At 66.4% G+C, this 23,617-nt stretch carries 22 protein-coding genes; 13 read left to right on the top strand and 9 right to left on the bottom strand.

Annotated features, from left to right (window positions below; all coding sequences use genetic code 11):
• Positions 1 to 219: 219 nt before the first annotated feature.
• Entirely contained in the window at positions 220 to 1,356 is a 1,137-nt protein-coding gene (locus Herbaro_RS20920; RefSeq protein ID WP_275011527.1) for a porin, read from the top strand.
• A 227-nt stretch (positions 1,357 to 1,583) separates the two neighbouring features.
• On the opposite strand, the gene Herbaro_RS20915 is transcribed toward Herbaro_RS20920, so the two are convergent.
• Both Herbaro_RS20915 and Herbaro_RS20910 read right to left on the bottom strand, forming a co-directional pair.
• Entirely contained in the window at positions 1,584 to 2,720 is a 1,137-nt protein-coding gene (locus tag Herbaro_RS20915; protein WP_275011526.1) for a porin, read from the bottom strand.
• 178 nt (positions 2,721 to 2,898) lie between these two features.
• The gene (locus Herbaro_RS20910) at positions 2,899 to 4,503 is read right to left on the bottom strand and encodes an SEL1-like repeat protein (protein ID WP_275011525.1); all 1,605 of its coding nucleotides are present in this window, start codon (positions 4,501 to 4,503) and stop codon (positions 2,899 to 2,901) included.
• A gap of 390 nt (positions 4,504 to 4,893) precedes the next feature.
• Between Herbaro_RS20910 and Herbaro_RS20905 the strand changes: the two genes are divergently transcribed.
• Both Herbaro_RS20905 and Herbaro_RS20900 read left to right on the top strand, forming a co-directional pair.
• A complete protein-coding gene (locus Herbaro_RS20905; protein WP_275011524.1) occupies positions 4,894 to 5,757 on the top strand; it encodes a CmcJ/NvfI family oxidoreductase in 864 nt (287 codons plus the stop codon).
• A complete protein-coding gene (locus tag Herbaro_RS20900) occupies positions 5,754 to 6,356 on the top strand; it encodes a 2-hydroxychromene-2-carboxylate isomerase (protein ID WP_275011523.1) in 603 nt (200 codons plus the stop codon). Before Herbaro_RS20905 ends, Herbaro_RS20900 begins: the two co-directional genes overlap by 4 nt.
• On the opposite strand, the gene Herbaro_RS20895 is transcribed toward Herbaro_RS20900, so the two are convergent.
• The gene (locus tag Herbaro_RS20895; RefSeq protein ID WP_275011522.1) at positions 6,353 to 7,264 is read right to left on the bottom strand and encodes a LysR substrate-binding domain-containing protein; all 912 of its coding nucleotides are present in this window, start codon (positions 7,262 to 7,264) and stop codon (positions 6,353 to 6,355) included. The genes Herbaro_RS20900 and Herbaro_RS20895 overlap by 4 nt on opposite strands.
• Before the next feature lie 199 nt (positions 7,265 to 7,463).
• Here Herbaro_RS20895 and Herbaro_RS20890 point away from each other — a divergent pair, with 199 nt between their 5' ends.
• On the top strand, positions 7,464 to 8,138 hold the full coding sequence (locus Herbaro_RS20890; protein ID WP_275011521.1) for a hypothetical protein: 675 nt from the start codon (positions 7,464 to 7,466) through the stop codon (positions 8,136 to 8,138).
• Between the two features lie 31 nt (positions 8,139 to 8,169).
• On the opposite strand, the gene Herbaro_RS20885 is transcribed toward Herbaro_RS20890, so the two are convergent.
• From Herbaro_RS20885 to Herbaro_RS20875, 3 genes are all read right to left on the bottom strand, one after another.
• On the bottom strand, positions 8,170 to 9,624 hold the full coding sequence (locus Herbaro_RS20885; RefSeq protein ID WP_275011520.1) for a sensor histidine kinase: 1,455 nt from the start codon (positions 9,622 to 9,624) through the stop codon (positions 8,170 to 8,172).
• Positions 9,624 to 10,298 carry a response regulator gene (locus tag Herbaro_RS20880; protein WP_275011519.1) on the bottom strand — a complete coding sequence of 225 codons (675 nt, stop codon included), beginning with the start codon at positions 10,296 to 10,298 and terminating at the stop codon, positions 9,624 to 9,626. The genes Herbaro_RS20885 and Herbaro_RS20880 overlap by 1 nt, the downstream gene beginning before the upstream one ends.
• 157 nt (positions 10,299 to 10,455) lie before the next feature.
• Positions 10,456 to 10,695, bottom strand: a complete 240-nt coding sequence (locus Herbaro_RS20875) for a hypothetical protein (RefSeq protein WP_275014086.1) — start codon at positions 10,693 to 10,695, stop codon at positions 10,456 to 10,458.
• Here Herbaro_RS20875 and Herbaro_RS20870 point away from each other — a divergent pair.
• The 5 genes from Herbaro_RS20870 to Herbaro_RS20850 all read left to right on the top strand — a co-directional run bounded on the left by Herbaro_RS20870 (position 10,586) and on the right by Herbaro_RS20850 (position 17,004).
• Complete coding sequence (locus Herbaro_RS20870; protein WP_275011518.1) at positions 10,586 to 11,548, top strand: tripartite tricarboxylate transporter substrate binding protein; 963 nt, start codon at positions 10,586 to 10,588, stop codon at positions 11,546 to 11,548. The genes Herbaro_RS20875 and Herbaro_RS20870 overlap by 110 nt on opposite strands.
• Before the next feature lie 77 nt (positions 11,549 to 11,625).
• Positions 11,626 to 12,732, top strand: coding sequence for an ABC transporter substrate-binding protein (locus tag Herbaro_RS20865; RefSeq protein WP_275011517.1), 1,107 nt, complete (start codon positions 11,626 to 11,628; stop codon positions 12,730 to 12,732).
• Positions 12,733 to 12,879: 147 nt separating this feature from the next.
• The gene (locus Herbaro_RS20860) at positions 12,880 to 14,691 is read left to right on the top strand and encodes an ABC transporter permease (RefSeq protein WP_275011516.1); all 1,812 of its coding nucleotides are present in this window, start codon (positions 12,880 to 12,882) and stop codon (positions 14,689 to 14,691) included.
• A 22-nt stretch (positions 14,692 to 14,713) separates the two neighbouring features.
• Positions 14,714 to 15,799 carry an ABC transporter ATP-binding protein gene (locus Herbaro_RS20855; protein WP_275011515.1) on the top strand — a complete coding sequence of 362 codons (1,086 nt, stop codon included), beginning with the start codon at positions 14,714 to 14,716 and terminating at the stop codon, positions 15,797 to 15,799.
• Between the two features lie 131 nt (positions 15,800 to 15,930).
• Complete coding sequence (locus Herbaro_RS20850; RefSeq protein WP_275011514.1) at positions 15,931 to 17,004, top strand: porin; 1,074 nt, start codon at positions 15,931 to 15,933, stop codon at positions 17,002 to 17,004.
• A 103-nt stretch (positions 17,005 to 17,107) separates the two neighbouring features.
• Here Herbaro_RS20850 and Herbaro_RS20845 read toward each other — a convergent pair whose 3' ends face one another.
• A complete protein-coding gene (locus tag Herbaro_RS20845) occupies positions 17,108 to 17,686 on the bottom strand; it encodes a disulfide bond formation protein B (protein ID WP_275011513.1) in 579 nt (192 codons plus the stop codon).
• Positions 17,687 to 17,703: 17 nt separating this feature from the next.
• On the bottom strand, positions 17,704 to 17,862 hold the full coding sequence (locus Herbaro_RS20840) for a DUF5993 family protein (RefSeq protein ID WP_275011512.1): 159 nt from the start codon (positions 17,860 to 17,862) through the stop codon (positions 17,704 to 17,706).
• A gap of 225 nt (positions 17,863 to 18,087) precedes the next feature.
• Between Herbaro_RS20840 and Herbaro_RS20835 the strand changes: the two genes are divergently transcribed.
• Positions 18,088 to 19,059 carry a 3-hydroxyacyl-CoA dehydrogenase NAD-binding domain-containing protein gene (locus tag Herbaro_RS20835; RefSeq protein ID WP_275011511.1) on the top strand — a complete coding sequence of 324 codons (972 nt, stop codon included), beginning with the start codon at positions 18,088 to 18,090 and terminating at the stop codon, positions 19,057 to 19,059.
• A gap of 1,530 nt (positions 19,060 to 20,589) precedes the next feature.
• Here the strand turns inward: Herbaro_RS20835 and Herbaro_RS20830 are convergent.
• Positions 20,590 to 21,495: a LysR family transcriptional regulator gene (locus tag Herbaro_RS20830; protein WP_275011510.1), complete on the bottom strand. Its 906-nt coding sequence runs from the start codon at positions 21,493 to 21,495 to the stop codon at positions 20,590 to 20,592.
• 161 nt (positions 21,496 to 21,656) lie between these two features.
• On the opposite strand from Herbaro_RS20830, the gene Herbaro_RS20825 reads away from it, so the two are divergent.
• The 3 genes from Herbaro_RS20825 (at position 21,657) to Herbaro_RS20815 (ending at position 23,591) form a co-directional block, all read left to right on the top strand.
• Entirely contained in the window at positions 21,657 to 22,097 is a 441-nt protein-coding gene (locus Herbaro_RS20825) for a PACE efflux transporter (RefSeq protein ID WP_275011509.1), read from the top strand.
• A gap of 161 nt (positions 22,098 to 22,258) precedes the next feature.
• Entirely contained in the window at positions 22,259 to 22,756 is a 498-nt protein-coding gene (locus Herbaro_RS20820; RefSeq protein ID WP_275011508.1) for a Csu type fimbrial protein, read from the top strand.
• Positions 22,757 to 22,979: 223 nt separating this feature from the next.
• The gene (locus Herbaro_RS20815) at positions 22,980 to 23,591 is read left to right on the top strand and encodes a superoxide dismutase (RefSeq protein ID WP_275011507.1); all 612 of its coding nucleotides are present in this window, start codon (positions 22,980 to 22,982) and stop codon (positions 23,589 to 23,591) included.
• Positions 23,592 to 23,617 lie beyond the last annotated feature (26 nt).

Raw genomic sequence — 23,617 nt, 5'->3', positions numbered from 1 at the left:
AGCATGCGCGGCCGTTTCAACGGACCAGAGAGTCCTGTACGCAACGCGGCGCGGGGATGACGGCGCCGCCAACAAAAACGCCATCGGATTCCGGCTTTGATGAATGCGCGATCCAGCGCAGGGGCGATCTCGTCCCCTCATTTCTGCCGGAGGTGCAGGGTCCTCGGAAAAGGGCCCGGGGTCGACTCGACCTTTTATTTCAAACTTTCAGGGATATTCATGAAAAAGACAGCATTTGCATTGGCCGCTCTCGGGCTGATCGCCTCGACCGCCGCGCAAGCGCAAAGCAGCGTCACCATCTACGGTCTCATCGACACCGGCGTGACCTACATGTCCAACGTCAAAAAGGCCGGCGTGAACGAAAACGGATCGCGCTTCGGCGTCGATTCGGGCACCGCGTCGAGCTCGCGCATCGGCTTTCGCGGCACGGAAGACCTGGGCGGCGGCCTGAAGGCGATCTTCGTGCTGGAGAACGGCTTCAACGGCGACAACGGCGGCATGAACTCGGCCGGCGTGATCTTCGACCGCAAGTCGGTGGTCGGCCTGTCCGGTTCCTTCGGCACCGTGACCGTCGGCCGCCAGGCGGACTACCTGGATGACATCGGCTCCAAGTACACCTCGGCGCAGACCTTCGGCTCCAACGGCCAGAAGGGCGCGCACGCCAACAACATCGACCGCACCTCCACCGGCCGCAACGACAACTCGGTGCGCTTCGACACCGCCAACCTGAGCGGCTTCACCGGTAGCCTGTACTACGCGTTCGGCGAAGTCGCCGGCCAGACCTCCGCCGGCCAGGGCTTCGGCATCGGCGGCAACTATGCCAACGGCCCGTTCGGCATCGGCGCGGCGTATTTCCAGACCAAGCTGTCTGCGGCGCAGACCACGCCGCCGGCCGCCGCCGGCGACACCAACCTGAAGACCTTCACCATCGGCTCCAGCTATCAGTTCGGCCCGGCCAAGCTGTACGGCGCATGGTCGCAAGGCAAGCGCCCGACCGCCGCCAACCAGGCAACCCGCCTGTCGTCGGTGGGCGCCGCGCGCAAGGCCAACATCTTCGACATCGGCGTGGACTATACGCTGAACCAGAACCTGCACCTGCTGGGCAGCGTGATCCACAGCCGCATGGACTTCAACCGCGCCGCCAACAGCACCTTCTCCGGCAAGGGCAAGACCACCCAGTTCAACCTGGGCGTGGATTACTTCCTGTCCAAGCGCACCGACGTGTACGCGATGTGGAGCAACCTGCGCGCGCAGGACGTGGTCAACCCGGGCGTGATCAACAACGCCGCCGATTTCGGCGCGTATGACGATTCGACCCAGAACGTGTTGCGCGTGGGCCTGCGTCACAAGTTCTGAGCGTGATGCCTGAATAGTCTTGAGATGAGCAGTATTTGATACGGTGTTGCCTTCACGGGTAACACCGTTTTTTTACGGTGACGGGCGTGTTGCGCGCGCCGATGCTGCAACGGAAGAAGTGGCGGATGGAGAGCGATCCGATTCAAACAAAAGAGGCCTTGCAACGCAAGGCCTCTTGTCGTTCCTGTCGACGCCGTATCGGAGCGGCGCCGTCCGGCATGTGTCGGTCAGAACTTGTGACGGATACCCAGAGCCACGACAGTCTGGCTGGCATCGCTGCCGGTGGTGTCGCCGAGCACGCCCGCGTTGGCCATGCTCGTGGCACGCATGTTCGCCAGCAGCGCGTACAGGTCGGTACGCTTGGACAGCCAGTAGTCGGCACCCAGGCTGATCTGCGTCAACTTGCCCTTGGACGAGCTGTTGAAATCGGCACGGGTTTGGGTGACTGCGCCCAGCAGCTTCAGGCTGGGAGTGATCGAGTAGGCGGTGCCGATCTCGTACACATCTGCCTTGCGGGCCGTCGCCAGAGTCGCGGCGGCCAGGGTCGCCGGAGTGCCGATGTTCAGGTCTTGCTTGACGCGCGAGTAGTTGGCGTATACGCGGGCCGGGCCGAACTGGTAGCTGCCGACCACGTTCAGAACCTTGGCCGCGCTCTTGCCGGCGGCAGTGGTGTCGCCCAAGCCGGTGGAGCCCACCAGCAGCGAGGTGTCGGACGGGGTCGAACCCTGTTTGGACTGATAGTAGTTGATGCCCAGGCCCAGCGGACCGTTTTCATACTTCGCGCCCGCGCCGAAGGCCTGGCCGGCGGAGGTCTGGCCGGCTTGTTCGCCGAAACCGTAGATCAGGTTGCCGGTGAAGCCGTTCAGGTTGTTGGTGGTATAGGAAATGGAATTGTTGGAACGGGTGCCTTCCAGGCGATCCAGGTTGTGGCCTACGGCGCCGGTGAAACCGCTGAAGTCGGCCACGGAAGTCATGGAAGAGATGGTGTCTGCGAAGTCGGTTTGGCGGCCCAGCAGCACGGTGCCGAAGCCACCGGCCAAGCCGACCACCGACTTGCGGCGGAACAGGGTGTTGCTGGTCTTGGAATCATCCAGCGCGCCGGTGTCGTTCTTGAAGCCGGTCTCCAGGTTGAACACCGCACTCAGGCCGCCGCCCAGGTCTTCCACGCCCTTGAAGCCGATGCGGGAACCCTGGATCACGCCGGAGTTTATGCTGAACTTGCTGCCGGTGCCGGTTGCGTTGACGGCCTTGCTGGTGTAGACGACGCCAGTGTCGATGATGCCATAGATGATGACGGAGCTTTGCGCTTGGGCAGTGCCGGCGAATGCGCCGAGGACGGTCAGTGTGAGCACAGATTTTTTCATGTGACTTCCTTCTAAAATTGGTCTTTGAGATCCGCTTGAGACGGATTGCTGAACCTTACGTGTTCCTTTTCTTCGTGACTTGACGTTTGTAAATAAAAGAAAAACTTTCGGTGTCGACGGGTAAATGAGCTGAAGTTCTGTTGTATTTGGCCGCCTTCAGGATGTTGAATTCCGGCTGTTAAGCGGTGGGTTCGACATCCGCTTGCAGCGGCTGGGAAAGTGCGCAGGCCAGCGCCGTCAGGACCGTGTTCAGGCGATACTGGCGCTGGCGGTAGTTGCCCTCCGGTCCCTGGAAACCGGCGTCAATGTCGCTGAAAAGGCGCGAAATGAGATCCAGCACGCGGCGTTGTTCGCATGTCTGGATCAGGATGAGGCGTCGCCTGCTCCGGGCATGGTATTTGCCGATGTCGACCGCCATGCAGTGGCCGTGGTCTGCCTCCCTGACATCCACAAGCAGGGCTTCGGCGCGCGTCAGGCCGAAGGCGGCAGCAAGGTCCAGCCGTGTGCACAGAAACGGATGCGCATTGCGTAATTTCGATGAAAGCGCCGCGCAGATCGGCGCAGCCCAAGTCAGGCTTGCGTCCGGTGCGGAAAAGCCGAGAATTGCCTCCTGCGCCGCCGGCAATCCCTGGTCGGCCGCCCTCTTCCACCAGTAGAGAGCACGTACGTCATGCCGGGAGCCTTCCCGCCTGTTGCGCCAGATGTGTTTGGCATTCTGGAATTGCGCGATGGCCAATCCCATTTCTGCGCTGCGTTCGAGGCAGAGGCGTGAGGCCGCAAGGTCGCGTTGAGAGAATTCGGCCTTGGAGTGGACGACGGAGAGCGCGTACCACGCCGCCGCGAGACCGCCTTCGGCGGCAGCCGACAGCCATGGGACGGCGGCAATGTAGTTGGCCAGCCCGTATCCGGGGAAAGCGCGTTCACCCTGTTCATCCAGGCGGGCATGAAGCAGTCCGAGCCGGTACCGGGCCTGCTGGTCGCCGGCTGCGGCCGCCGGTTCCAGCAATCTCTGGGCATGGACGATATCCGGCTCGGCATCGCGCAGGAGGAGTTCCGCGTATCGCGCAAGCAGGCGGGCATCCCGTAGCGCCAGCGGGGATTCGGCGCCGGTTGCCGAAGGGGCGCGGCCGGTACGGGTTTTTCGTGCGCAATCGTCCAATATCCGCTGCGCCAGCGGTGCGGCCGTCGCGCGGAACGCGGCAAAGTCGGACGCGGCCCAGTTTCCCTCCAGCATGGCATGGCTCGCTTCCGCGATGCCGGCCTGCGCCGCTTGGGAAATCCAGTACTGCCTGGATCCGGCCAGCGCATCATCGATGCCGGCAGGCGGCTGTCCGTTAGATGCGCCTGCTCTTTCAATCGCAGCCATGTGTTGCGCCAGGAGCCATTGCGCGTCGTGATCGTCGTGGTCGGCGAGTTGTTTGAGGATCGCCAGCGCCCGCTTCTTTTCGTCGCACCCGGGATGGCCGGGATGCTCCATCACCAGGCGCGCAAATATCCGGCCCGCCTCGGCTACGCCAGATTCATATGCGTATTCGTACCAGCCTGCCGCGTCGCGGGGATGCGGCAGCGTGCAGATCAGATCGTAGGAAATGCTTTTTCCTATCATTTCCCACGCATCCTTCAGTCCTTGCCTGGCCGCCCGTTCGAGCCAGTAAAGCGCCGTCTCCTGGCTGCGTGGCAGGCTGCCGTTGCCCAGGCAATAGCGGATGCCGAGCGCCAGCTGTGCTTGGGCGTCACCGGCGCGGGCGGCCTTGAGTACGGCCAGGTCTTTGCGCGCAGCCATGTCAGCAGCCGGTACGGTCGGCGGCCGTGAGGGAAAGGGGAATGAGGTTCGAAGCAAGCATCGTGGCTCTCCGTGCAGGACGATAGGGAAGGCGGGCGGAGAGGCGTTCTTGCGGATTGGCGACGGCGATTGCGGGGATGAATGCCGACCTGGGCCAGGGGCGGATCAAGCGCTCTCAGGCCACTGATCGATGCGCATGGTAGTGATGGCGATGCCTGATGAACATCGAACAAGAACTAGATTTGTTGACTAAATTTTGTTGGGGCCTGGCGGTACGGGTGGCCTATTTTTTCGCATGCGCCGCATGCATGTGAACGGTGGAAAATCTCGTTTGAGCGGCCGGCGCGCCGATGCTCCAATGCGTATGTCAACTTACGCCAGGAGAAGGCCATGTCGTCATCCGCAATAGTCCGCGCCCCGCGTCACGCGGCCGCCGGCGTCACCGCCGCATTGAGCTACCTCGCCGCCGACGCGCGCGAACCCGTCAGCTACGCTTTCCAGCCGCCGCCGGGACAACCCTGGGAAAGCGCGGCCTACGAGTCGCGCGCCTGCTTCATCGCCGATGCGCGCGGGACAAGCGGCCACTCGCTGGATGGCAACGGTTTCCTGCTGGTCGATGCGCCGACGGCGGTGCGCGACTTTGGCGACGAAGAGGAGATCGTCTCGACCTACTACGAGGAGGCCATCGCGCTGGCCCTGCAGGCCACCGGCGGCACGCACGCCTATGTGTTCGACCACCTGGTGCGGCGACGCGAGGCCGGCCGCACGCCGCTCGGCTTCGGCCGCAAGGAGCCGGGCGGCCCGCCGGCGGCCAACGGCCGCATCCACAACGACTACACCGAGCAGTCGGGACGGCGCCGGCTGGCGCTTGTGTTGAGCGCGTCCGACCTGATGCCGTTCGTGCAGCATTTCTCCATCATCAACATCTGGCGCTCCATCAAGGGGCCGGTGCAGGATACGCCGCTGGCCGTGTGCGACGCGCGCAGCGTGCGCCGCGAGGAACTGGTGCGCGGCGAGGTGCGCTATCCCCGGCGCACCGGCGAGATCTACCAGCTGCATCACGGGGCGCATCACCGGTGGTCGTATTTTTCGTGGATGGACCGACACGAGGCCCTGCTGTTCAAGCAGTACGATTCACGCACCGAGGGGGTGGCGCGCTTCACCCCGCATGCCGCTTTCGACCTGCCTGAGATTCCGGCCGGGGCGCCGCTGCGCGAGAGCATCGAACTGCGCTGCCTGGTGGTGCACGCATGAGTGCGCCGGTCATCGAGTTCTGGTTCGACTTCGGCAGCAGCTACAGCTACCTCAGCGCGATGCGCATCGAGGAAGCCGCCGCCGGGGCGGGCGTGGCCGTGCAGTGGAAGCCCTTCCTGCTGGGGCCGGTGTTCCAGGCGCTGGGCTGGAGCACGTCGCCGTTCGTGCTGCAAAAGGAGAAGGGCGACTACGCCTGGATCGACCTGCGCCGCCAGTGCCGCAAATACGGCCTGCCCTGGCGCCAGCCCAGCGTCTTCCCGCGCGCGGCGGTGCCGCCCACGCGGGTGGCGCTGGCCAATGCGCAGCTGCCGTGGGTGGGGGAGTTCTGTCGCCGCGTGATGCAGAGGAATTTCGTCGATGACCGCGATATCGCCACGCCAGAGGTTACGCTCGCCGTGCTGCGCGAGATGGGCCTGCCTGCGCACGCGCTGTGGGCCGAGGCCCAGTCCGAGGAATGGCGCGCCAGGTTGCGCGCGCAGACGGCGGCGGCGCGCTGGCGCGGCATCTTCGGGGCGCCGACCTTCTTCGTCGGGCGCGAGATGTTCTGGGGTGACGACCGCCTGGACGACGCGCTGGCGCATTGCCGCGCCTTGCGTTAGCCGCCGGCGGCCGCCTCGCCGCAGATCCATTCGGCCACCTGCAGCACCTCGCGTCGCGGTTCGGCCTCGGCCTGGATCAGCCAGTAGGCATGGCCGTCCGGCGCCTGCGCGCGCGGCTCGGTCAGCACGACCAACTGGCCGCTTTCCAGCAGGGGCCGGATCAGTTCGATGCGCCCCAGCGCCACGCCCTGGCCGGCCAGCGCCGCGCGGATCACCATGTCGTACTGGTTGAAGCGCAGCATGCCGCGCTTGCCGCCGCCGTCCCCCGGATGCGCTTGCTGCGACTGCCATGGTTCCCATTGCTCCCATTTCAGCCAGGGGCTGGGATGGTCGAACTCCAGCAGCGGCGCGTCCGCCGGCAGGGTGCGCGCGCCGTCCAGCAGCAGGGGATGCGCCACCGGCGCCACCGATTCGCCGAACAGCCGGCGCGCCCCGGCCGGCACGCCGGCGGGCGTGGTGTAGCGGATCGCCAGGTCGATGCCCTCATGGCGCAGGTCGGCCACGCTGTCGCTGGCCGCCACCCGGACATCGATGCCGGGCAGGCGCTGCCGCAGGCCGGACAGGCGCGGCAGCAGCCATAGTCCGGTCACGCCGATGCTGGCGGTGACCGTGACCGGTCGCGCGGCCTGGGTGGCGCGCAACTCCCCCAGCACATCCTGCAACTGTTGCAGCACCGCGTCGGCGCTGCGAAACAGCCGCTCGCCCTCGGGTGTGAAGGAGATCGCGCGGTGGCCGCGCACCAGCAGGCGCAGGCCGATGAATTCCTCCAGCGCATGGATTTGTCGGCTCACTGCGGATTGCGTCAGGCACAGGTCCTGCGCCGCCAGGGTAATGCTCATGCGGCGTCCGGCGGCGACGAAGCCGCGCAGCAGGTCCAGGGAGGGGAGTTTGAGCAGGGGGAGTGACATTCCGTCGGCGCATGCGTTGGTAGAGCTGTCATTGAAACACAGGCGGCGCTTCAAGGCATTGGCATGCTGGCAATGTCAATCGAAGTAAAGGTAAAAATGCCCTCTTTTCCCACGGGCCGGGCGAGACGATACGGTTCACAATAGACCCTCTCGCTGGTCAGGCCTTCAGACCGGCCCCTCGCCTTTTCGGGAAAACAAGATGATCAGCGCAATCACGCAAACCGGGCAGCCTTCCTATTCCGGCGGCGCCGGCACCGCGGCCAACGGCTCGCTCTCGGTGTTCCAGCAGATCCTGCAGAACGCCTCGCAAACCTCGGCCGCCGCCGCAGGCGTCAGCGACACGCTGGCCGCCGACCTCAATGCCGCGTTGCAGGCGGCCGGCATCTCGGCGCCGCCGGCCATGCGCATCGTGGCCGGGACCAACGGCCCGCAACTGGCCGACGATCCGCGCGACGCCACCTTCCAGGCGGTGATGGCGGCCAACCCGACGTTGTCGGCGCGCATCGGCGCCCGCCTGTCGGCCGCCGAGATCGAGCGCAAGGCGGCGCTGGGCAGCGCCGTGACGCAATTCGCCGGCGACCATCCGACCAATGCGATGGCCGACTTCCTGCTGCAGTTCGCGCAGCAGAGCAAGCCGCAGGCCTACAGCATCAGCTTCAACGGCAGCGGGATGGAGGTGCAGGAGCTGGGCGCGCAGGGATGGACGCCGCTCAAGAACGGCGACGACATCAACAAGGATCTGCTGGCCGCCTACACCGGCTACATGGTGACCCACGCGGTGACCGTGGAAAAGCGCAAGGACGGCGACGACCAGCCGGCGGTCGATTTCAAGGTCAAGCTGGCGCGCGTGCTGGACGGCCTGCAGGGCGCCTGAGCAAGTCGGGCGCCTCGCTTCACGGCAGACTTTACAGCAGCACTTCGATCACGCCCGGAAAGGCGATCCGCACCAGCAGCCCGCCACCCTCGCGCGGGCGGTCCAACGTGACGGCGGCATGGTGCAGGGCGGCGATCTCGCGCACGATGGCCAGGCCCAGTCCGGTGCCGGAGGGATTGGCCAGTTGCGCCGCCCCGGCCCGGTAAAACGGTTCGAACACCCGCTCGCGCTCGGCCTCGGCGATGCCGGGGCCGTTGTCCTCCACTTCCAGCAAGGCTCCCGTCGCCTGTCCCGGCCCGCTGGCCGTGCGCACCCGCAGCGTGATGCGCCCGCCCGCGGGCGTGTAGCGGATGGCGTTGTCCAACAGGTTGACCATCAGCTCGTGCAGCAGCAGCGCGTTGCCGTTGATGCGGATCTGGGTCTCGCCCTCGAAGGCCAGTTCGATGCCGCGCGCCACCGCCTGCTGCGACAGTTCGAGCGCCACCTGGCGCACCGCCTCGGTCAGCGACACCGGCGCCGTGCCTCCTTCGGCCGCGCCATGCTCGGCGCGCGCCAGCGTGAGCAGGCGGTTGGCCAGGTGCACCGTGGAGTCGGTGGTGCGGGCCATGCCCGTCACCAGCTCCCTGAGCTCGGCCGCGTCGAGATGCTCGCGCCGCAGCTCGCGCAGCGTCAGCTCGGCCTGGGTCTTCAGCACCGTCAGCGGCGTGCGCAGCTGGTGCGAGGCGTCGGCGATGAAGCGGCGCTGGCCGCTGATCAGGGCCTGCAGCCGGTCCATGTAGCCGTTCATGGCCAGCACCAGCGGCCGCATCTCCTTGTGCACCAGCGCCGGGTCGAATCCGGAGAGGTCGGTCGGCGCGCGCGACTCGACTTCGCCGCGCAGCTGCATCACCGGACGCAGCACGAAGCGCACCGCAAACCACACCAGCAGCGCCGCCACCGACACCAGCGTGCCCTGGCGCCACAGCGTATCGAACAGGATCTTGCGCGTCATGCCGTTGCGCGTGTCCATGGTCTCGCCGACCTGGATCAGCGCGATGCCGCGCATGCTGTCGTCGTACACCGGCTGCAGCAGCGCGGCGATGCGGATCGGCTGGTCGTGGTAGTCGGCCTGGTAGAAGCGCACCAGCGCCGGATAGGCCTCCGAGCGCTGCACCTCGGGCGGCACCGGCGGCAGGTCGCCGTAGCCCGAGACCAGTTCGCCCTGCAGCCCGGTGACCTTGTAGTAGATGCGGCCCAGGGTATCGGTCTCGAAGCTGTCCAGCGCCACATAGGGGACGTCGGCCGTGACATGGCCGTCGCTGATGGAGACCCGCTCGGCCAGCGCGCGGGTGGAGGCCAGCAGCGAGCGGTCGTAGGCCAGGTCGGCCACTTCCAGCGCGTTGTAGTAGACCGAGACCGCATCCACCGCGACCAGCAGCATCAGCGGGATCAGCAGCCAGCGCACCAGCTGGCTGCGCAGGCTGCCCAGCCTGGCGGGCGGCGCCATCAGGCCGCCTGCAGCAGGTAGCCCAGGCCGCGCAGGGTGGTGATGGAGACGCGGCCGTCGCCGGCGTGCTCGAGCTTCTTGCGCAGGCGGTGGATGTAGATCTCGATGGCGTCGACGCTGGCGTTGTCGTCCAGCGAGAACACCTGGCGGAACAATTTCTCCTTCGGCACCGTGTGGCCGTGGCGCGTGAGCAGCGCCTCCAGCACCGCATGCTCGCGCGGCGTCAGCGCCAGCAATTCGCCGCCGTAGCTGAAGGTGCGCGAGACCGTGTCGAAGGATAGCGCGCCGCAGCTCACCGTGACCGCCTCGTTGTTCTGCGTGCGCCGCAGCAGCGCCTTCACGCGCGCCTCCAGCTCTTCCAGTTCGAAGGGCTTGGCCAGGTAGTCGTCGGCGCCCAGGTTGAGGCCGTTGACGCGGTCGGCCAGGCCGCCGCGCGCCGTCAGGATCAGCACCGGCGTGCGGCTGCCGCGCGCGCGCATGCGCTTGAGGACGTCCAGCCCATCCATCCTGGGCAGCGTCAGGTCGAGGATCACCAGCGCATATTCCTGCGTCAGCAGAAGGCTGTCGGCGTCGGCGCCGTTGGCCGCGCATTCCACGGTGAGATGGGAATCCTGCAGGGCCTTGGACAGCCAGCGGGAAAGTTCTACATGGTCTTCAACCAGCAAGATGCGCATGATGCCGCCTTGTTCGAATAGTGTTGATGCCTGGCCGGCGCGCGTTGCGCGTGCGGCTTGTCTCCAGCGCGGATGCTAACAGATGGGCTGCGCGCTTTGGAATGCCCGGATGGCAATTGCGGAAACTGCGTATGCCGAAAATGTGAAGAGGGCAGCGTCACTGAAAGCCGGCTGAAAGACTTTTCTTGTAGCATGCGCCAACATTAAAAAAGAACACGCAGGAGACCAGACCATGACGCACCGCCTTTCCCCCGCATTCCATTTCCGTCGCGCCTGACCGGCCCGCCATGAGGGCCGTGACGCTGCGCGCGATGTTGGCCGCGTGCCTGTTGGCATGCGCGGCGCCGTGCGCGATCGCGGTGGAGTGCATCGTGCCGGCCAAGCCGGGCGGCGGCATGGACGCCGCCTGCAAGATGCTGCGCCGGGTGCTCAAGGAGGAGGGCTCGCAGGCGCCGGTCAAGCTGAGCTACCTGCCCGGCGGCATCGGCGCGGTGGCCTGGAGTTCGGTGGTGTCGCAGCGCCGCGGCGGCCCCGACACGCTGGTGACCTTCTCCGGCGGTTCGCTGCTCAACCTGGCGCAGGGCAAGTACGGCAAGGCCGCCGTGGGCGATGTGCGCTGGGTGGCCGGCGTGGGCATCGACTACGGCATGGTGGCGGTGCGCGCCGATGCCCCCTGGCGCAACCTGCGCGAGCTGCTGCAGGCGATCCGCAAGGATCCCGCCGGGACCACGGTCGGCCTGTCGGGCACCGTGGGCAGCCAGGACTGGTTGAAGATGGCGATGCTGGCCGGGCGCGCCGGCATCGAGCCGCGCCGGGTCCGCTTCGTGGCGCTGGAAGGTGGCGGCGATTCCGTCGCCGCGCTGCAGGCCGGCCACGTGCAGGTGATCTCGGGCGACGCCTCGGAAGCGGCGCACTTCATCGCCGAAGGCAAGATCAGGATCCTCGCGGTGCTGTCCGAGCAGCGCCTGCCGGGTCGGCTGCACGCGGTGCCGACCGCGCGCGAGCAGGGCTATGACGTGGTGTGGCCCATCATCCGCGGCTTCTACATGAGCCCGCATGCGCCGGAGGCGGACTACCGGCGCTGGGTGGAGATCTTCGACAAGGCGATGGCCGATCCCGCCTTCGATCGACAGCGCAGCGCCGGCGGCCTGTATCCCTTCGCCATGACGGGGCAGGCGCTGACCGATTACATCGCGCAGACGGTTGCGCAATACCGCAAGCAGTCCCAGGAGCTAGGCCTGGTGCGCTGACGGATCGACGATGACGCCGTCAGGCGTTGCCTTCGGAGATCCGGGCGCCGGCCGCATTTCATCATCAAGGAGAACCCATGTTGCACAAACGTCGTCTGAGCGTCGCGCTCGGTCTCGCCCTCGCTTTGCCTGTCGCTTTCATCAACCCGGCCGCGGCGCAGGCGCCGGCCGGCTATCCGAGCGATTATGCCCGGGTGGTCGACGGCGCCAAGAAGGAAGGCAAGGTCGTGATCTACAGCACCACCGACTCCAAGGCCGCCGAATCGCTGATCAGGGATTTCAGCGCGCTCTATCCGGGCGTGAAGGTCGAGTACAACGACATGAATTCCACCGAGGTCTACAACCGCTTCATCTCCGAGGCCGCGGCCGGCGGCGCCACCGCCGACGTGATGTGGTCGTCCTCGATGGACCTGCAGGTCAAGCTGGCCTCCGAAGGCTACGGCCTGGCCTACCGCTCGCCGGAAGCGGGCGCCCTGCCGGGCTGGGCCAACTGGAAGGACACCGCCTACGGCACCACCTTCGAGCCGGCCGCGATCGTCTACAACAAGCGCCTGGTGCCCGAGGCCGAGGTGCCTTCCACCCACGCCGAATTCACCAGGCTGCTGACGGCCAAGGCCGACAAGTACAGGAACAAGGTCACCACCTACGACATCGAGAAATCCGGTGTCGGCTTCTCGCTGATCACCTACGACCTCAAGCTCAACCCGCAATTCTGGGACTTCGCCCGCGCCATGGGCGGCGTCGCGGCGCGCGTGCAGTCGTCCACAGGCACCATGCTGGAACGCATCTCCTCGGGCGAGAACCTGATCGGCTACAACATCCTCGGCCCCTACGCGCTGGTGCGCGCCAAGAAGGATCCCTCCATCGGCGTGGCCTTCACCAAGGACTACAACCTGGTGCTCTCGCGCGTGATCTTCATCAACAAGTCGGCCAGGAACACCAACGCCGCCAAGCTGTGGCTGGACTACATCCTCTCCAGGCGCGGCCAGACCATCATCGCCAATGACGCCCAGCTGTTCGCCATCCGCGACGACGTCAGCGGCGCCACCACCTCGGCCGAACTGACCCGGCAGCTGGGCGCGGCCCTGAAACCGATGCCGGTCTCCGCAGAACTGCTGGAATACCTGGACCAGAAGAAGCGCCTGGACTTCCTCAAGCAATGGAAGGACGCCACCAGGAAGTAAGGCGCCATTCCCGTCCGGCCGCGCAGGTCCTGCGCGGCCATCCTCAATCAAGGAACTCGCATGGAGCGCGGCTGGCCGCGTCTCCGCAGCCGCCGCTTTGCCCATCGCAGGGCGGATGGCGCGGGTTCCGGTTTCACGAGCGCAACCATGCAAACATCCACATCGCTGCCGCGCGGCGACGCAACCCCGGCCAGGCGGCGCCTGCGCCTGAACTGGCCGCGCGGCCTGGTGGTCGCCGTCGCGGCGCTGGCCATCTTCGTGCCGCTGCTGCTGATCTTCTACCAGAGCTTCCTGTCGGCGCCGTTCTTTGCGCCGGTCAAGGAACTCACGCTGGATTCCTACCGCTTCATCTTCGACGACCCGGACTTCCGCCAGGCCTTCATCAACGGCCTCATGCTGGCCGCCGGCCTGACCGTGATCGCCGTGCCGCTGGGCGGCATGCTGGCCTTCCTGATGGTGCGCACCGACCTGCCCGGACGCGCCTGGATCGCGCCGGCGCTGATGGTGCCGATCTTCGTCTCGCCGATGGTGATCGGCTTCGGCTACGTGGTGGCGATGGGGCCGGTCGGCTTCTATTCCGTCTGGGCCAAGCACTTGCTGGCGCTGGTCGGCTTCGAGGGCGACCCCTGGAACATCTACGCCTTCCCCAGCATCGTCCTCATCGCCGGCCTGACCCACGTGCCGCACGTCTACCTGTACGCCTCGGCCGCCCTGAAGAGCCTGGGCTCGGATGTCGAGGAAGCCGCCCGCGTGGCCGGCGGCTCGCCGCTGCAGGTGGCGCTGAACGTGTCGCTGCCGATGATCACGCCGGCGCTGGCCTATTCCGGCGTGCTGGTGTTCTTCCTCGGCTTCGAGGTGTTCGGCCTGGTGCTGGTGCTGGGCGATCCCGAAGGCCACCTGGTGCTGCCGACCTATCTCTACAAGCTGACCAACAAGCTGGGCACGCCGTCCTACCACCTGATGGCGGCCGTCGCGGTCTGCCTGGTGGCGGTGACCATGCCGCTGGTGATGCTGCAGCGCTGGCTGCTGCGCTCGGCCAGCAAGTACGTGGCGATCAAGGGCAAGGGCGCGCGCCAGAAGGCGCTGCCGCTGGGCAAGTGGCGCTGGGTGGCGTTCGCGCTGATCGCCGCCTGGCTGATGTTTACCGTGGTGATCCCGCTCTCGGGCATCGCGCTGCGCACCTTCGTGTCGCACTGGGGCGACGGCGTGAACCTGCTCGAGGTGCTGACGCTGCAGAACTTCCGCGACGTCTGGGAGCAGCCCTCGCTGGTGCGCGGCATCGTCAACACCGTGCTGATCGGCGTGATCGGCGGCGCCCTGGCCGTGGCCTGCTACACCGCCATCGCGCTGGCCATGCACCGCAAGCAGGACGGCATCACCCGCTTCCTCGACTACAGCGTGCTGGTGCCGCGCGCGGTGCCGGGCCTGCTGGCCGGCCTGTCCTTCCTGTGGGTGTTCCTGTTCGTGCCATCGCTGCTGGAGTCCGCGCTCAAGGGCATGGACAACCTCGCCGCGCAGTGGCTGGTGGAGAGCTTCATCCCGGCGCTGCGCGGCTTGCGCTCGACCATCTTCTCGGTCTGGCTGGCGTACTCGGTGGTGTGGCTGGCCTATGGCCTGCGCCTGATCAACACCGCGCTGCTGCAGGTCGGCCCGGAGCTGGAAGAGGCCGCGCGCGCGGTCGGCGCGCCGCGCGCCCGGGTCACCCGCGACGTCACCATCCCGCTGGTGCGCTACGGCCTGATCGGCGCCTGGCTGATGGTGTTCCTGATCTTCGAGCGCGAGTACTCCACCGGCGTCTACTTGCTCTCGCCCGGCACCGAGGTGATCGGCTCGATGATCGTCTCGATGTGGGCCGCCGGCGCCGTCGAGCTGGTGGCGGCGCTCTCCTTCATCAACATCACGCTGGTGGCCGTGGGCCTCGGCATCGCATTGCGCTTCGGCGTGAAGCTGCACGATTAATCCGCATAGAAAGACAACAACCATGACCGAACTTTCCGTCAACGACCTGCACCTGGACTACGGCAGCGGCGCCCACGCCAACCCCATCCTCAAGGGCGTCTCGATGCAGTTGCAGCGCGGCGAAGTGGTGGCGCTGCTGGGCCCCTCCGGCAGCGGCAAGACCACGCTGCTGCGCGCCGTGGCCGGGCTGGAGTCGCCCAAGGCCGGCGACATCGACATCGGCGCGCGCCGCGTGTTCGACGGCGCGCGCAAGGTCGAGATTCCGGCCGAGGAGCGCAACCTGGGCCTGGTGTTCCAGTCCTACGCGCTGTGGCCGCACAAGACCGTGGCCGACAACGTCGCCTATGGCCTGAAGCTGCGCAAGACGCCTTCCGCCGACATCGCCGCGCGCGTCAAGGCCGTGCTCTCGCAGCTGGGCCTGGGCCACCTGGGCGAGCGCTATCCGCACCAGCTCTCCGGCGGCCAGCAGCAGCGCGTGGCGATCGCCCGCGCGCTGGTCTACAACCCGCAGGTGATCCTGCTGGACGAACCGCTCTCCAACCTCGACGCCAAGCTGCGCGAGGAGGCGCGCGCCTTCCTGCGCGAGCTGATCGTGCGCCTGGGCCTGTCGGCGCTGATGGTTACGCACGACCAGGGCGAGGCGATGGCGATCTCGGATCGCATCCTGCTGTTGAACAACGGCCGCATCGAACAGCAGGGCACGCCGCAGAGCATGTACCAGACCCCCGACACCCTGTTCACCGCCGAATTCATGGGCAGCAACAACAAGCTCGCCGCGCAGGTAGTGCGGCGCGAGGGCGCGCGCGTCACCTTGAAGCTGGACGGCGGCGCCGCCGTGGCCACGCTGCGCGGCGGCGAGGCGCAACCGGGCCAGGCCGTCACCGGGATCATCCGCGTCGAGCAGGTGCGCATCTCGGACCAGCCGGCCGACAACGCCATCCGCCTGCCGCTCTCCACCTGCATGTACCTGGGCGACCGCTGGGAATGCCTGTTCAAGGCGGGCGGCGCGGATGCCTCGGCCGCCGGCTTGCGCGCCTACGCGCCGCAGCGGCTGGAGCCTGGCGAGTACTGGCTTTGCCTGCCGGAACAGGCGCTCTGGGCTTTCTGAGGCATCACCGGACGGAGGAAAGGGCGGGCGCGCAGCCACCAGCCGCGCATCCGCCGCAACGGGTCGGGACAAGGCCCGCGACGACAACGGCATCAAGCAACACCACACAGCTTTCAACCAAGGAGACCAAAGTGAAGAAGAAACATCTCGCCGCCGCAGCGGCAGCGGCCGCGGCATTCGGCGCCACCGGCGCCGTCCAGGCGCAAAGCAGCGTCACCATCTACGGCCTGATCGATTCCGGCGTGGAGTACCTCACCAATGCCAACGCCAACGGCGCCAGCGTGGCGCGCCTGTCCTCGGGCACCATGAACACCTCGCGCATCGGCTTTCGCGGCAGCGAGGACCTGGGCGGCGGGCTGAAGGCCATCTTCCAGTTGGAGAACGGCTTCAAGCTCGACAACGGCGGCTTCGACGGCGAGGCCAACCAGATCTTCAACCGCCAGTCCAACGTCGGCCTGGAGGGCAGCTTCGGCCGCGTGGTGACGGGGCGTTCGTTCTCCACCACCTACGACTTCATCCTGCCTTTCGATCCCATGGGCTACTCGGCCAACTATTCGTGGGTGACCTCGGCCGGCGCCACCGGCGGCCGCAAGGATGGCATGCCTACCGGCGTGTCCAACCTGGTGAAATACCAGGGCGAGTTCGGCGGCGTGAAGATCGGCGCCATGTACGGTTTCGGCGAAGTCGCCGGCAACGCGCGCGACAGCGCCAAGTACGGCGTCGGCCTGGGCTGGGGCAGCGGCCCGTTCAGCGTGGCGGCAACGTACGACCGCGTCAACAGCGCCGCGGTGACCGCCGGCGCAGCGTTCGACAAGGCCACCACCGCCCACCTGGCGGCGGGCTACCAGCTCAGCGACGCCTGGAAGTTCAACCTGGGCTATCGCTACTACAAGAAGGGCCTGGCCAACGGCACGGCCGCCCTGCGCAGCGATTTCTTCTGGGGCGGCGCGACCTACAAGTTCACGCCGGCGCTGTCGCTGATCGGCACGGTCTACTACCAGAACATCAAGGACGTACAGAAGGACGCCGACCCCATCATGTACTCGATGCGCCTGAAATACGCGATGTCCAAGCGCACCGACCTGTACCTGAGCACGGCCTACGCCAAGGCCAAGAACGGCCTGCTGGTCGGCCTGTCGCGCGACGATGCCGGTTTCGGCAACAGCCAGTTCGGCATGACGCTGGGCATGCAGCACCGCTTCTGAGGAGTGGGAACACCCCGGGCGCAGGCCCGGGTTTGAGCAGTCTTGAGGCGCAATCTTGATGCCGGCGCAGGGAAAACATGGCGTTTCCCCTGTGCCGGTTTTTTTATTTGCCCAGCAGCAGGTAGAAGGTGGGATCGTCTTCGCAGGCGCCGGCCCCGCATTCGAGTACGGTCGAGGCCAGGTTGGCCGCCACCAGCAAGATGAACAGGATGCCGGCCAGCTTGCCGCCCGGCGATTTCCAGGCCGGGCTGCTGGCGGGCGGCTCCGCGCTCTTGAGCATCAGCAGCAGCGCGATGCCGGCCACCGCCGCCAGCGAGGAGAGCGCGGCCAGCGTATAGAAATGCAGGCCGAGGAAGGTCGAGCCGTAGCCGGCGTCGCCCGGCGCGATGTGCAGCAGCGCCTGGCGCAGCGCCACGGCGCCGGTGGCCAGCGCGCCGCACAGCGCCACGCCGTAGTGCGCCGCGCGCACGCCGAAACGCACGTTCATCATCAGGCCGATCCCGGTCAGGATCAGGCCGGCGCGCTGCAGCAGGCACAGCGGACAGGGCAGCTCCCTGAGCGCCAGCTGGTAGTAGAAGGCGATGCCCAGCGACGCGCACACCGCCAGCAGGGCCAGCACGTTGAGCACGTTGCCGGCCGAACTGTCGCGGTGGCGCAGGGACGAAAGATGGGAGGGGTTCATGGCTCGCGCGTCGGAAGTCAGAAGGAAAGATTGAGGGCGCTGGTCGCGTGGAAGCTGAACCACCACAGCGTCACACCAAGCGCGCCCAGCCACATGGCGTAGCTGAATGCCTTCCAGCCGATGGCGATGCCCAGGACGGCGAGCAGCGCCAGCAGGAACGGTAGATACATGAACATGGGGATGCCTTTGTCTTGATCCGGGTCCGCATTGGCGGTCTTGTTTGTGCGCGATGATAACGTATAGCAAGTGCTAAGCTGCCGTGTTTTCGATGAAGACGGCGATTTTCCGCCGCCTGGGCGACACGCTCTTGTCGCCGCGACAAGGCGGCCGGCCGGCGCATTGGCAGAACCATAACGACGCGGCGCGAACCATGTCGCACCGCAACCAACGAGGAGAAACACATGCAGCAACAACAGGCCGGCGCGCCAGCCGGCGCCCCCGCAATCCAGCGCATCGCCGTGGTCGGCACCGGCGTCATCGGCGCCAGCTGGGTCGCTTATTTCCTGGCGCGCGGTCTTGACGTGGCCGCCACCGACCCGATGCCGGACGCCGAACGCAAGCTGCGCGAAGCGGTGGCGCGCCATTGGCCCAGCCTGGAGGCGCTGGGGCTGGCGCCGGGCGCGTCCATCGACCGCCTGCGCTTTTGCGAGCGGCTGGAAGATGCCCTGGAGGGCGCCGACTTCGTGCAGGAGAACGGCCCCGAGCGCGAGGACCTGAAGATAGATTTGTTCCGCCGCATGGACGCGGCGCTGCCGGCGCACGTGATCCTGGCGTCGAGCTCGTCGGGCCTGCTGATGAGCAAGGTGCAAGAGGCTTGCCGGCATCCTGAACGGGTGGTGCTGGGGCATCCCTTCAATCCGCCGCACCTGATCCCGTTGGTGGAGGTGATCGGCGGCCAACTGAGCTCGGATGTTGCGGTGCAGTCGGCGCTGGCGTTCTATGCCGCGGTGGGCAAGAAGCCCATCCACGTGCGCAAGGAGGTCAAGGGGCATATCGCCAATCGCCTGCAGGCGGCCTTGTGGCGCGAGGCGTTCCACCTGGTGGAGCAGGGCGTGGCGACCACCGAGGACATCGACACCGCGATCGCCTACGGCCCGGGTCTGCGCTGGGCGCTCATGGGGCCGTACCTGAACCTGCACCTGGCCGGCGGCGAGGGCGGGGCGCGCCATGCGCTGGATCACCTGGGGCCGCCGATCGAGAGCTGGTGGGCGGATCTCGGCACGCCGGCCATCACAGAGTCGCTCAAGGAGACGATCCGGGCGGGCGTGGAGGCGCAGATGGAGGGCAAGACCTCGGCGGACCTGGCGGCGGAGCGGGATCGCTTGCTGGTGCAGTTGCTGGCGGCCAAGGCGCTGGCCAGGACGATTCCCTGAGTTGACTACCCGTCGTCCCCGCGAAAGCGGGGACCCAGCGGCGTTCGTCGCATACCAACAAACTCGTTCGCAGTGACGTTCGTCACACGCCAATAACCTCCGTTCGGGCTGAGTAGCCGCGCAGCGGCGTATCGAAGCGGGCGCGCCGATGCATGCATCTCCAATCAATGACGTTCGACCGCCATCGATGCGCGGAGAAAGCCGCTGGGTTCCTGCTTTCGCAGGAACGACGAGTAGTGAGGATCTTGAGCATGGGGAGGTGTTGGCTATCTCTTCCATGTCGTCCCGACGAAGGCCGGGACCCAGCGTCGTTTGTCGCGCCTCACCAGACTCCCTTGTCGTTCGCCGCGCCTCAGCAGATTCCGTTCGGACTGAGTAGCCGCTTTGGTGGCGTATCGAAGTCAGCGTGGATGCCGTCGCTGTTTGGGTAGTCTGCTCTTGCTGCGTGCAGGTGTACCGGCTTTAGTCTTGTCTTTCTCCGGTCGAGAGGGAGCGCCGGGGGCGGCCCGGCAGCCGCTCACTTTCTTTGGCCCGCCAAAGAAAGTAAGCAAAGAAACCGGCCCCTAAGTGCCAGCCCCTTCGGGGTACCCGTCGGAGCGTCGCAAAAAGTGGGGTCGTCAGAGTCGCTGCGCTCCGACTGACGCCCTGATCCACTTTTTGCGACGCTCCGACGGCTGGCCCACAAGGGGAAAGCGCATCCGGCTCGCCTGCGGCCTCGCGCTGTCTCCGACTCGCCTGCGGCATCGATTTCTTGGCTCGCTATCTCAATTAATCCGTCGTCCCCGCGAAGGCGGGGATCCAGCGACTTTCGTTGCGCCCCTTGGATTCCGTTCGGGCTGAGTAGCCGCTTTGGCGGCGTATCGAAGTCAGCGTGGATGCCGTCGCTGTTTGGGTAGTCTGCTCTTGCTGCGTGCAGATGTACCGGCTTTAGTCTTATCTTTCTCCGGTCGGAGGTGAGCGCCGGGGGCGGCCCGGCAGCCGCTCACTTTCTTTGGCCCGCCAAAGAAAGTAAGCAAAGAAACCGGCCCCTAAGTGCCAGCCCCTTCGGGGTACCCGTCGGAGCGTCGCAAAAAGTGGGGTCGTCAGAGTCGCTGCGCTCCGACTGACGCCCTGATCCACTTTTTACGACGCTCCGACGGCTGGCCCACAAGGGGGAAGCGTGACCGGCTCGCCTGCGGCCTCGCGGGGTCTCCGACTCGCCTGCGGCATCGATTCCTTCGCTTGCTATCTCAATTAATCCGTCGTCCCCGCGAAAGCGGGGATCCAGCGTCGTTGTCGCACCTTACCGGACTCCGTTCGGACTGAGTAGCCGCTTTGGCGGCGTATCGAAGTCGGCGTGGGTGCCGTCACTCGCCTGCGGCATCGATTCCTTGGCTCGCTATCTCAATTGATCCGTCGTCCCTGCGAAAGCAGGGACCCAGCGGCGTTCGTCGCGTACCAATAAACTCCGTTCGGGCCGGGTAGCCGCGCAGCGGCGTATCGAAGCCGGCGCCGTCGGTCATGCCTGCGCGCCCAACCGCGCAACGCGCGCTAACTCCGCTTCCTCCTGCTCGGCGCCATCTCGCGCATCAATGCGATGAAGCGCTGCGCTCCCAGTCCCAGCGGACGATCCTTGCTCCACACCACATCCACCCACAGGCGCAGCGCATTGCTGATGTTGTCGAAATCGATGGCCATGAGCAGGCCGCCGTCGATCTGCTGCTGCACCAGGCTGTGCGGCAGGTAGGCCCAGCCCAGGCCTTCGCGCACCAGGGACAGCGTGGCCAGGTGGTTGTCGGTGCGCCAGATCTGTCGAGCCAGGAAGAAGCGCGGGTCGGAGATGCTGGCGTCGCGGCTGGCGACGGCGATCTGGCGGATGCCGTACAGGTCCTCGTAGCGCAACTTGCGCTTCTTGCCCTTGAGCGCCGGATGCTGCGGCGAGATCACCGCCACCAGCATCTCGCTGCTGAATTCCTGGAAGGCCTCGCGGTCGTTGCCGGCGTGGCGCTCGAACACCAGCGCCAACTGCGCGGTGTTGTCGTAGAGCATGCGCATGGCGTCGGCCTGGGGCGAGGACAGCACCTCCACTTCCAGCGAGGGGAACTCCTCGGCCAGCACCGCCAGCGGCTTGGCCCAGGGCGCCGACAGCAGCTCCGGCGCGACCGCCAGCGTCAGCTTGCGCTCCAGGCCCTGGTGCATGGCCAGCGCGTGGGCGTCGAGCTGGCGCAGGGTGCTGGCCAGCAAGCGGGCGTCCGGCTCCAGCGCGCGCGCCATGTCGGTGGGGCGCGCGTCGCGCGCGGTGCGGTCGAACAGTTGCAGGTCCAGCTCGGCCTCCAGCTGGCTGATGGTCATGCTCACCGACGACGGCACGCGGCCCAAAAGGCGCGCGGCGGCGGAGAAGGAGCCGCTGTCCAATACCGCGAGGAAGACCCGCACGTTGTCGCTGGAGAAAGCCATGTTGTCTTTTTGGTTATCAATAAAATTGAAAGAAGCCGATTTCTTCTTTCAAAAATTAAACCATAAAATCCTCCCCGTACCCAAGGCCCGCGTCGTCGGCCTTCGGTCTTCGCGCCGCCACGCCATCCCGCGTTGCACGGCCGGCAATCCAGGAGAGTTCCATGCAAGGTTTCAAACGCAAATTCGTCTACGCCTGCCTGTTCGAGGCGCTGGCGATCGTCTTCACCACCTTCGGCCTGGCCGTGATCGCCGGCCATGACGCCGGGCATTCGAGCGCCGCCGCGGTGGCCTCGTCGACCATCGCCTTCCTTTGGAACTTCGTCTTCAACGGCCTGTTCGAGCGCTGGGAGGCGCGCCAGGCCAAGCGCGGCCGCGGCTTCGCGCGCCGGGCGGCGCATGCGCTGGGCTTCGAGGGTGGGTTGGTGCTGATGCTGGTGCCGCTGTTCGCCTGGTGGCTGGGCATCGGCCTGTGGGACGCCTTCGTGCTCGACCTGGGGCTGATCGTCTTCTTCATGGTCTATACCTACCTGTTCAACCTGCTGTTCGACCGCGTGTTCGGCCTGCCCAGCTCGGCCATGCCGGTCGCCGAGCCGGCCCGCTAGGGAAAACCCTGATGGGGAAACGCCTGATGCTTGCGGCCGAGCTTTCAGGAATGCCCCGATGCCGATGAGCCGGGCAAAAAACTAAAGTGTCTCCATACCCGCTGCATACAGAAGTTCTCGCACAGGGCGAGGACAGCGCAGGGATCCACAGGAGAATCAACATGTTTTTTGCCAAGAAAAATCGCTTCGTCTGCGCATCCATCGCCGCTGTCATGCTGGCTTCCTCGGCCCCGTCGCACGCGGCCACGGCCAGCGCCTCGCTGACCATCAGCGCCTCGGTGGTCGCCGCCTGCACGGTGGTCGGTTCGGCGATCGCCTTCGGCGCCTACACCCAGGCGCTGGTGAACCAGACCGGCAGCATCACGGTGCTGTGCACCAACGGCACCAGCTACAACGTCGGCCTTGACGCCGGCACCGGCACCGGCTCGACGGTCAACAGCCGCAAGATGAGCGCCACCGGCGGCGGCACGCTGAACTACGCGCTGTACCGCGACTCGGGCCGCACCAACAACTGGGGCTCGACCATCGGCACCGACACCCAGACCGGCACCGGTTCGGGCCTGGTGCAAACGCTGACGGTGTACGGCCAGATCGCGGCCGCGCAGACGCCGCTGGCCGGCGCCTATTCGGATACCGTGACCGTTACCCTGACTTACTGATCGCCGGTTTCGCGCATCAAGAAAAAGCCCGCTCGCTGCGGGCTTTTTGCTTTGCCCCTGCTGCAGGCAGGGATAAGCCATATCGATTTCCTACTAGAATTGAATCTTTCGTCTTCCGGACTTCTTTCCGGAAGGCCGGACCAGCGTCCACCCGCCACCCAACCGGCAGCCTCCGAACGGCCCTCGCGGCCGCGATTTCCATCACCCCCATCGGAGAAATGCCATGCCTTATACCTTGCCAGCCTTGCCTTACGCCTACGATGCGCTCGAGCCTCACATCGACGCGCAGACCATGGAAATCCACTACAGCAAGCACCACCAGACCTACATCAACAACCTCAACGCCGCGGTGGCCGGCACCGAGTGGGAAAAGCTGCCGGTCGAGGAGCTGGTGGCGCGCGTCAAGGAAGTGCCTGATAACCTGCGCGCCGCCGTGATCAACCAGGGCGGCGGCCACGCCAACCATGGGCTGTTCTGGACGGTGATGGCGCCCAACGGCGGCGGCAAGCCCGACGGCAAGCTGGCCGCGGCCATCGACAGCGAGCTCGGCGGTTTCGACGCCTTCAGGGAAGCCTTCACCAAGGCCGCCGTGTCGCGCTTCGGCAGCGGCTGGGCCTGGCTGTCGGTGACGCCGCAGAAGAAACTGGTGGTCGAGAGCAGCGGCAACCAGGACAGCCCGCTGATGAACGGCAACACGCCCATCCTCGGGCTGGACGTGTGGGAGCACGCCTACTACCTGCGCTACCAGAACCGCCGGCCGGAATACATCGGCGCCTTCTACAACGTGGTGAACTGGCCGGAAGTGGCGCGCCGCTACGCCGCCGCCCTGGGCTGACGCCACCCGCGCCGCAGCCCGGTCCG

The organism is Herbaspirillum sp. WKF16 (assembly GCF_028993615.1).
In the GTDB taxonomy this organism is placed as follows: domain Bacteria; phylum Pseudomonadota; class Gammaproteobacteria; order Burkholderiales; family Burkholderiaceae_D; genus Herbaspirillum.
This window is presented reverse-complemented; position numbering and strand designations above follow the sequence as displayed.

Bases quoted from the DNA above. Each gene is read 5' to 3' on its own strand.
- Herbaro_RS20910 (WP_275011525.1), bottom strand. From the start codon at position 4,503: ATGGCTGCGCGCAAAGACCTGGCCGTACTCAAGGCCGCCCGCGCCGGT.
- Herbaro_RS20885 (WP_275011520.1), bottom strand. From the start codon at position 9,624: ATGGCGCCGCCCGCCAGGCTGGGCAGCCTGCGCAGCCAGCTGGTGCGC.
- Herbaro_RS20890 (WP_275011521.1), top strand. From the start codon at position 7,464: ATGATCAGCGCAATCACGCAAACCGGGCAGCCTTCCTATTCCGGCGGC.
- Herbaro_RS20845 (WP_275011513.1), bottom strand. From the start codon at position 17,686: ATGAACCCCTCCCATCTTTCGTCCCTGCGCCACCGCGACAGTTCGGCC.
- Herbaro_RS20865 (WP_275011517.1), top strand. From the start codon at position 11,626: ATGTTGCACAAACGTCGTCTGAGCGTCGCGCTCGGTCTCGCCCTCGCT.
- Herbaro_RS20835 (WP_275011511.1), top strand. From the start codon at position 18,088: ATGCAGCAACAACAGGCCGGCGCGCCAGCCGGCGCCCCCGCAATCCAG.
- Herbaro_RS20895 (WP_275011522.1), bottom strand. From the start codon at position 7,264: ATGTCACTCCCCCTGCTCAAACTCCCCTCCCTGGACCTGCTGCGCGGC.
- Herbaro_RS20820 (WP_275011508.1), top strand. From the start codon at position 22,259: ATGTTTTTTGCCAAGAAAAATCGCTTCGTCTGCGCATCCATCGCCGCT.
- Herbaro_RS20915 (WP_275011526.1), bottom strand. From the start codon at position 2,720: ATGAAAAAATCTGTGCTCACACTGACCGTCCTCGGCGCATTCGCCGGC.
- Herbaro_RS20855 (WP_275011515.1), top strand. From the start codon at position 14,714: ATGACCGAACTTTCCGTCAACGACCTGCACCTGGACTACGGCAGCGGC.
- Herbaro_RS20825 (WP_275011509.1), top strand. From the start codon at position 21,657: ATGCAAGGTTTCAAACGCAAATTCGTCTACGCCTGCCTGTTCGAGGCG.
- Herbaro_RS20920 (WP_275011527.1), top strand. From the start codon at position 220: ATGAAAAAGACAGCATTTGCATTGGCCGCTCTCGGGCTGATCGCCTCG.
- Herbaro_RS20900 (WP_275011523.1), top strand. From the start codon at position 5,754: ATGAGTGCGCCGGTCATCGAGTTCTGGTTCGACTTCGGCAGCAGCTAC.
- Herbaro_RS20875 (WP_275014086.1), bottom strand. From the start codon at position 10,695: ATGCCGCCGCCCGGCTTGGCCGGCACGATGCACTCCACCGCGATCGCG.
- Herbaro_RS20870 (WP_275011518.1), top strand. From the start codon at position 10,586: ATGAGGGCCGTGACGCTGCGCGCGATGTTGGCCGCGTGCCTGTTGGCA.
- Herbaro_RS20840 (WP_275011512.1), bottom strand. From the start codon at position 17,862: ATGTTCATGTATCTACCGTTCCTGCTGGCGCTGCTCGCCGTCCTGGGC.
- Herbaro_RS20860 (WP_275011516.1), top strand. From the start codon at position 12,880: ATGCAAACATCCACATCGCTGCCGCGCGGCGACGCAACCCCGGCCAGG.
- Herbaro_RS20905 (WP_275011524.1), top strand. From the start codon at position 4,894: ATGTCGTCATCCGCAATAGTCCGCGCCCCGCGTCACGCGGCCGCCGGC.
- Herbaro_RS20880 (WP_275011519.1), bottom strand. From the start codon at position 10,298: ATGCGCATCTTGCTGGTTGAAGACCATGTAGAACTTTCCCGCTGGCTG.
- Herbaro_RS20830 (WP_275011510.1), bottom strand. From the start codon at position 21,495: ATGGCTTTCTCCAGCGACAACGTGCGGGTCTTCCTCGCGGTATTGGAC.
- Herbaro_RS20815 (WP_275011507.1), top strand. From the start codon at position 22,980: ATGCCTTATACCTTGCCAGCCTTGCCTTACGCCTACGATGCGCTCGAG.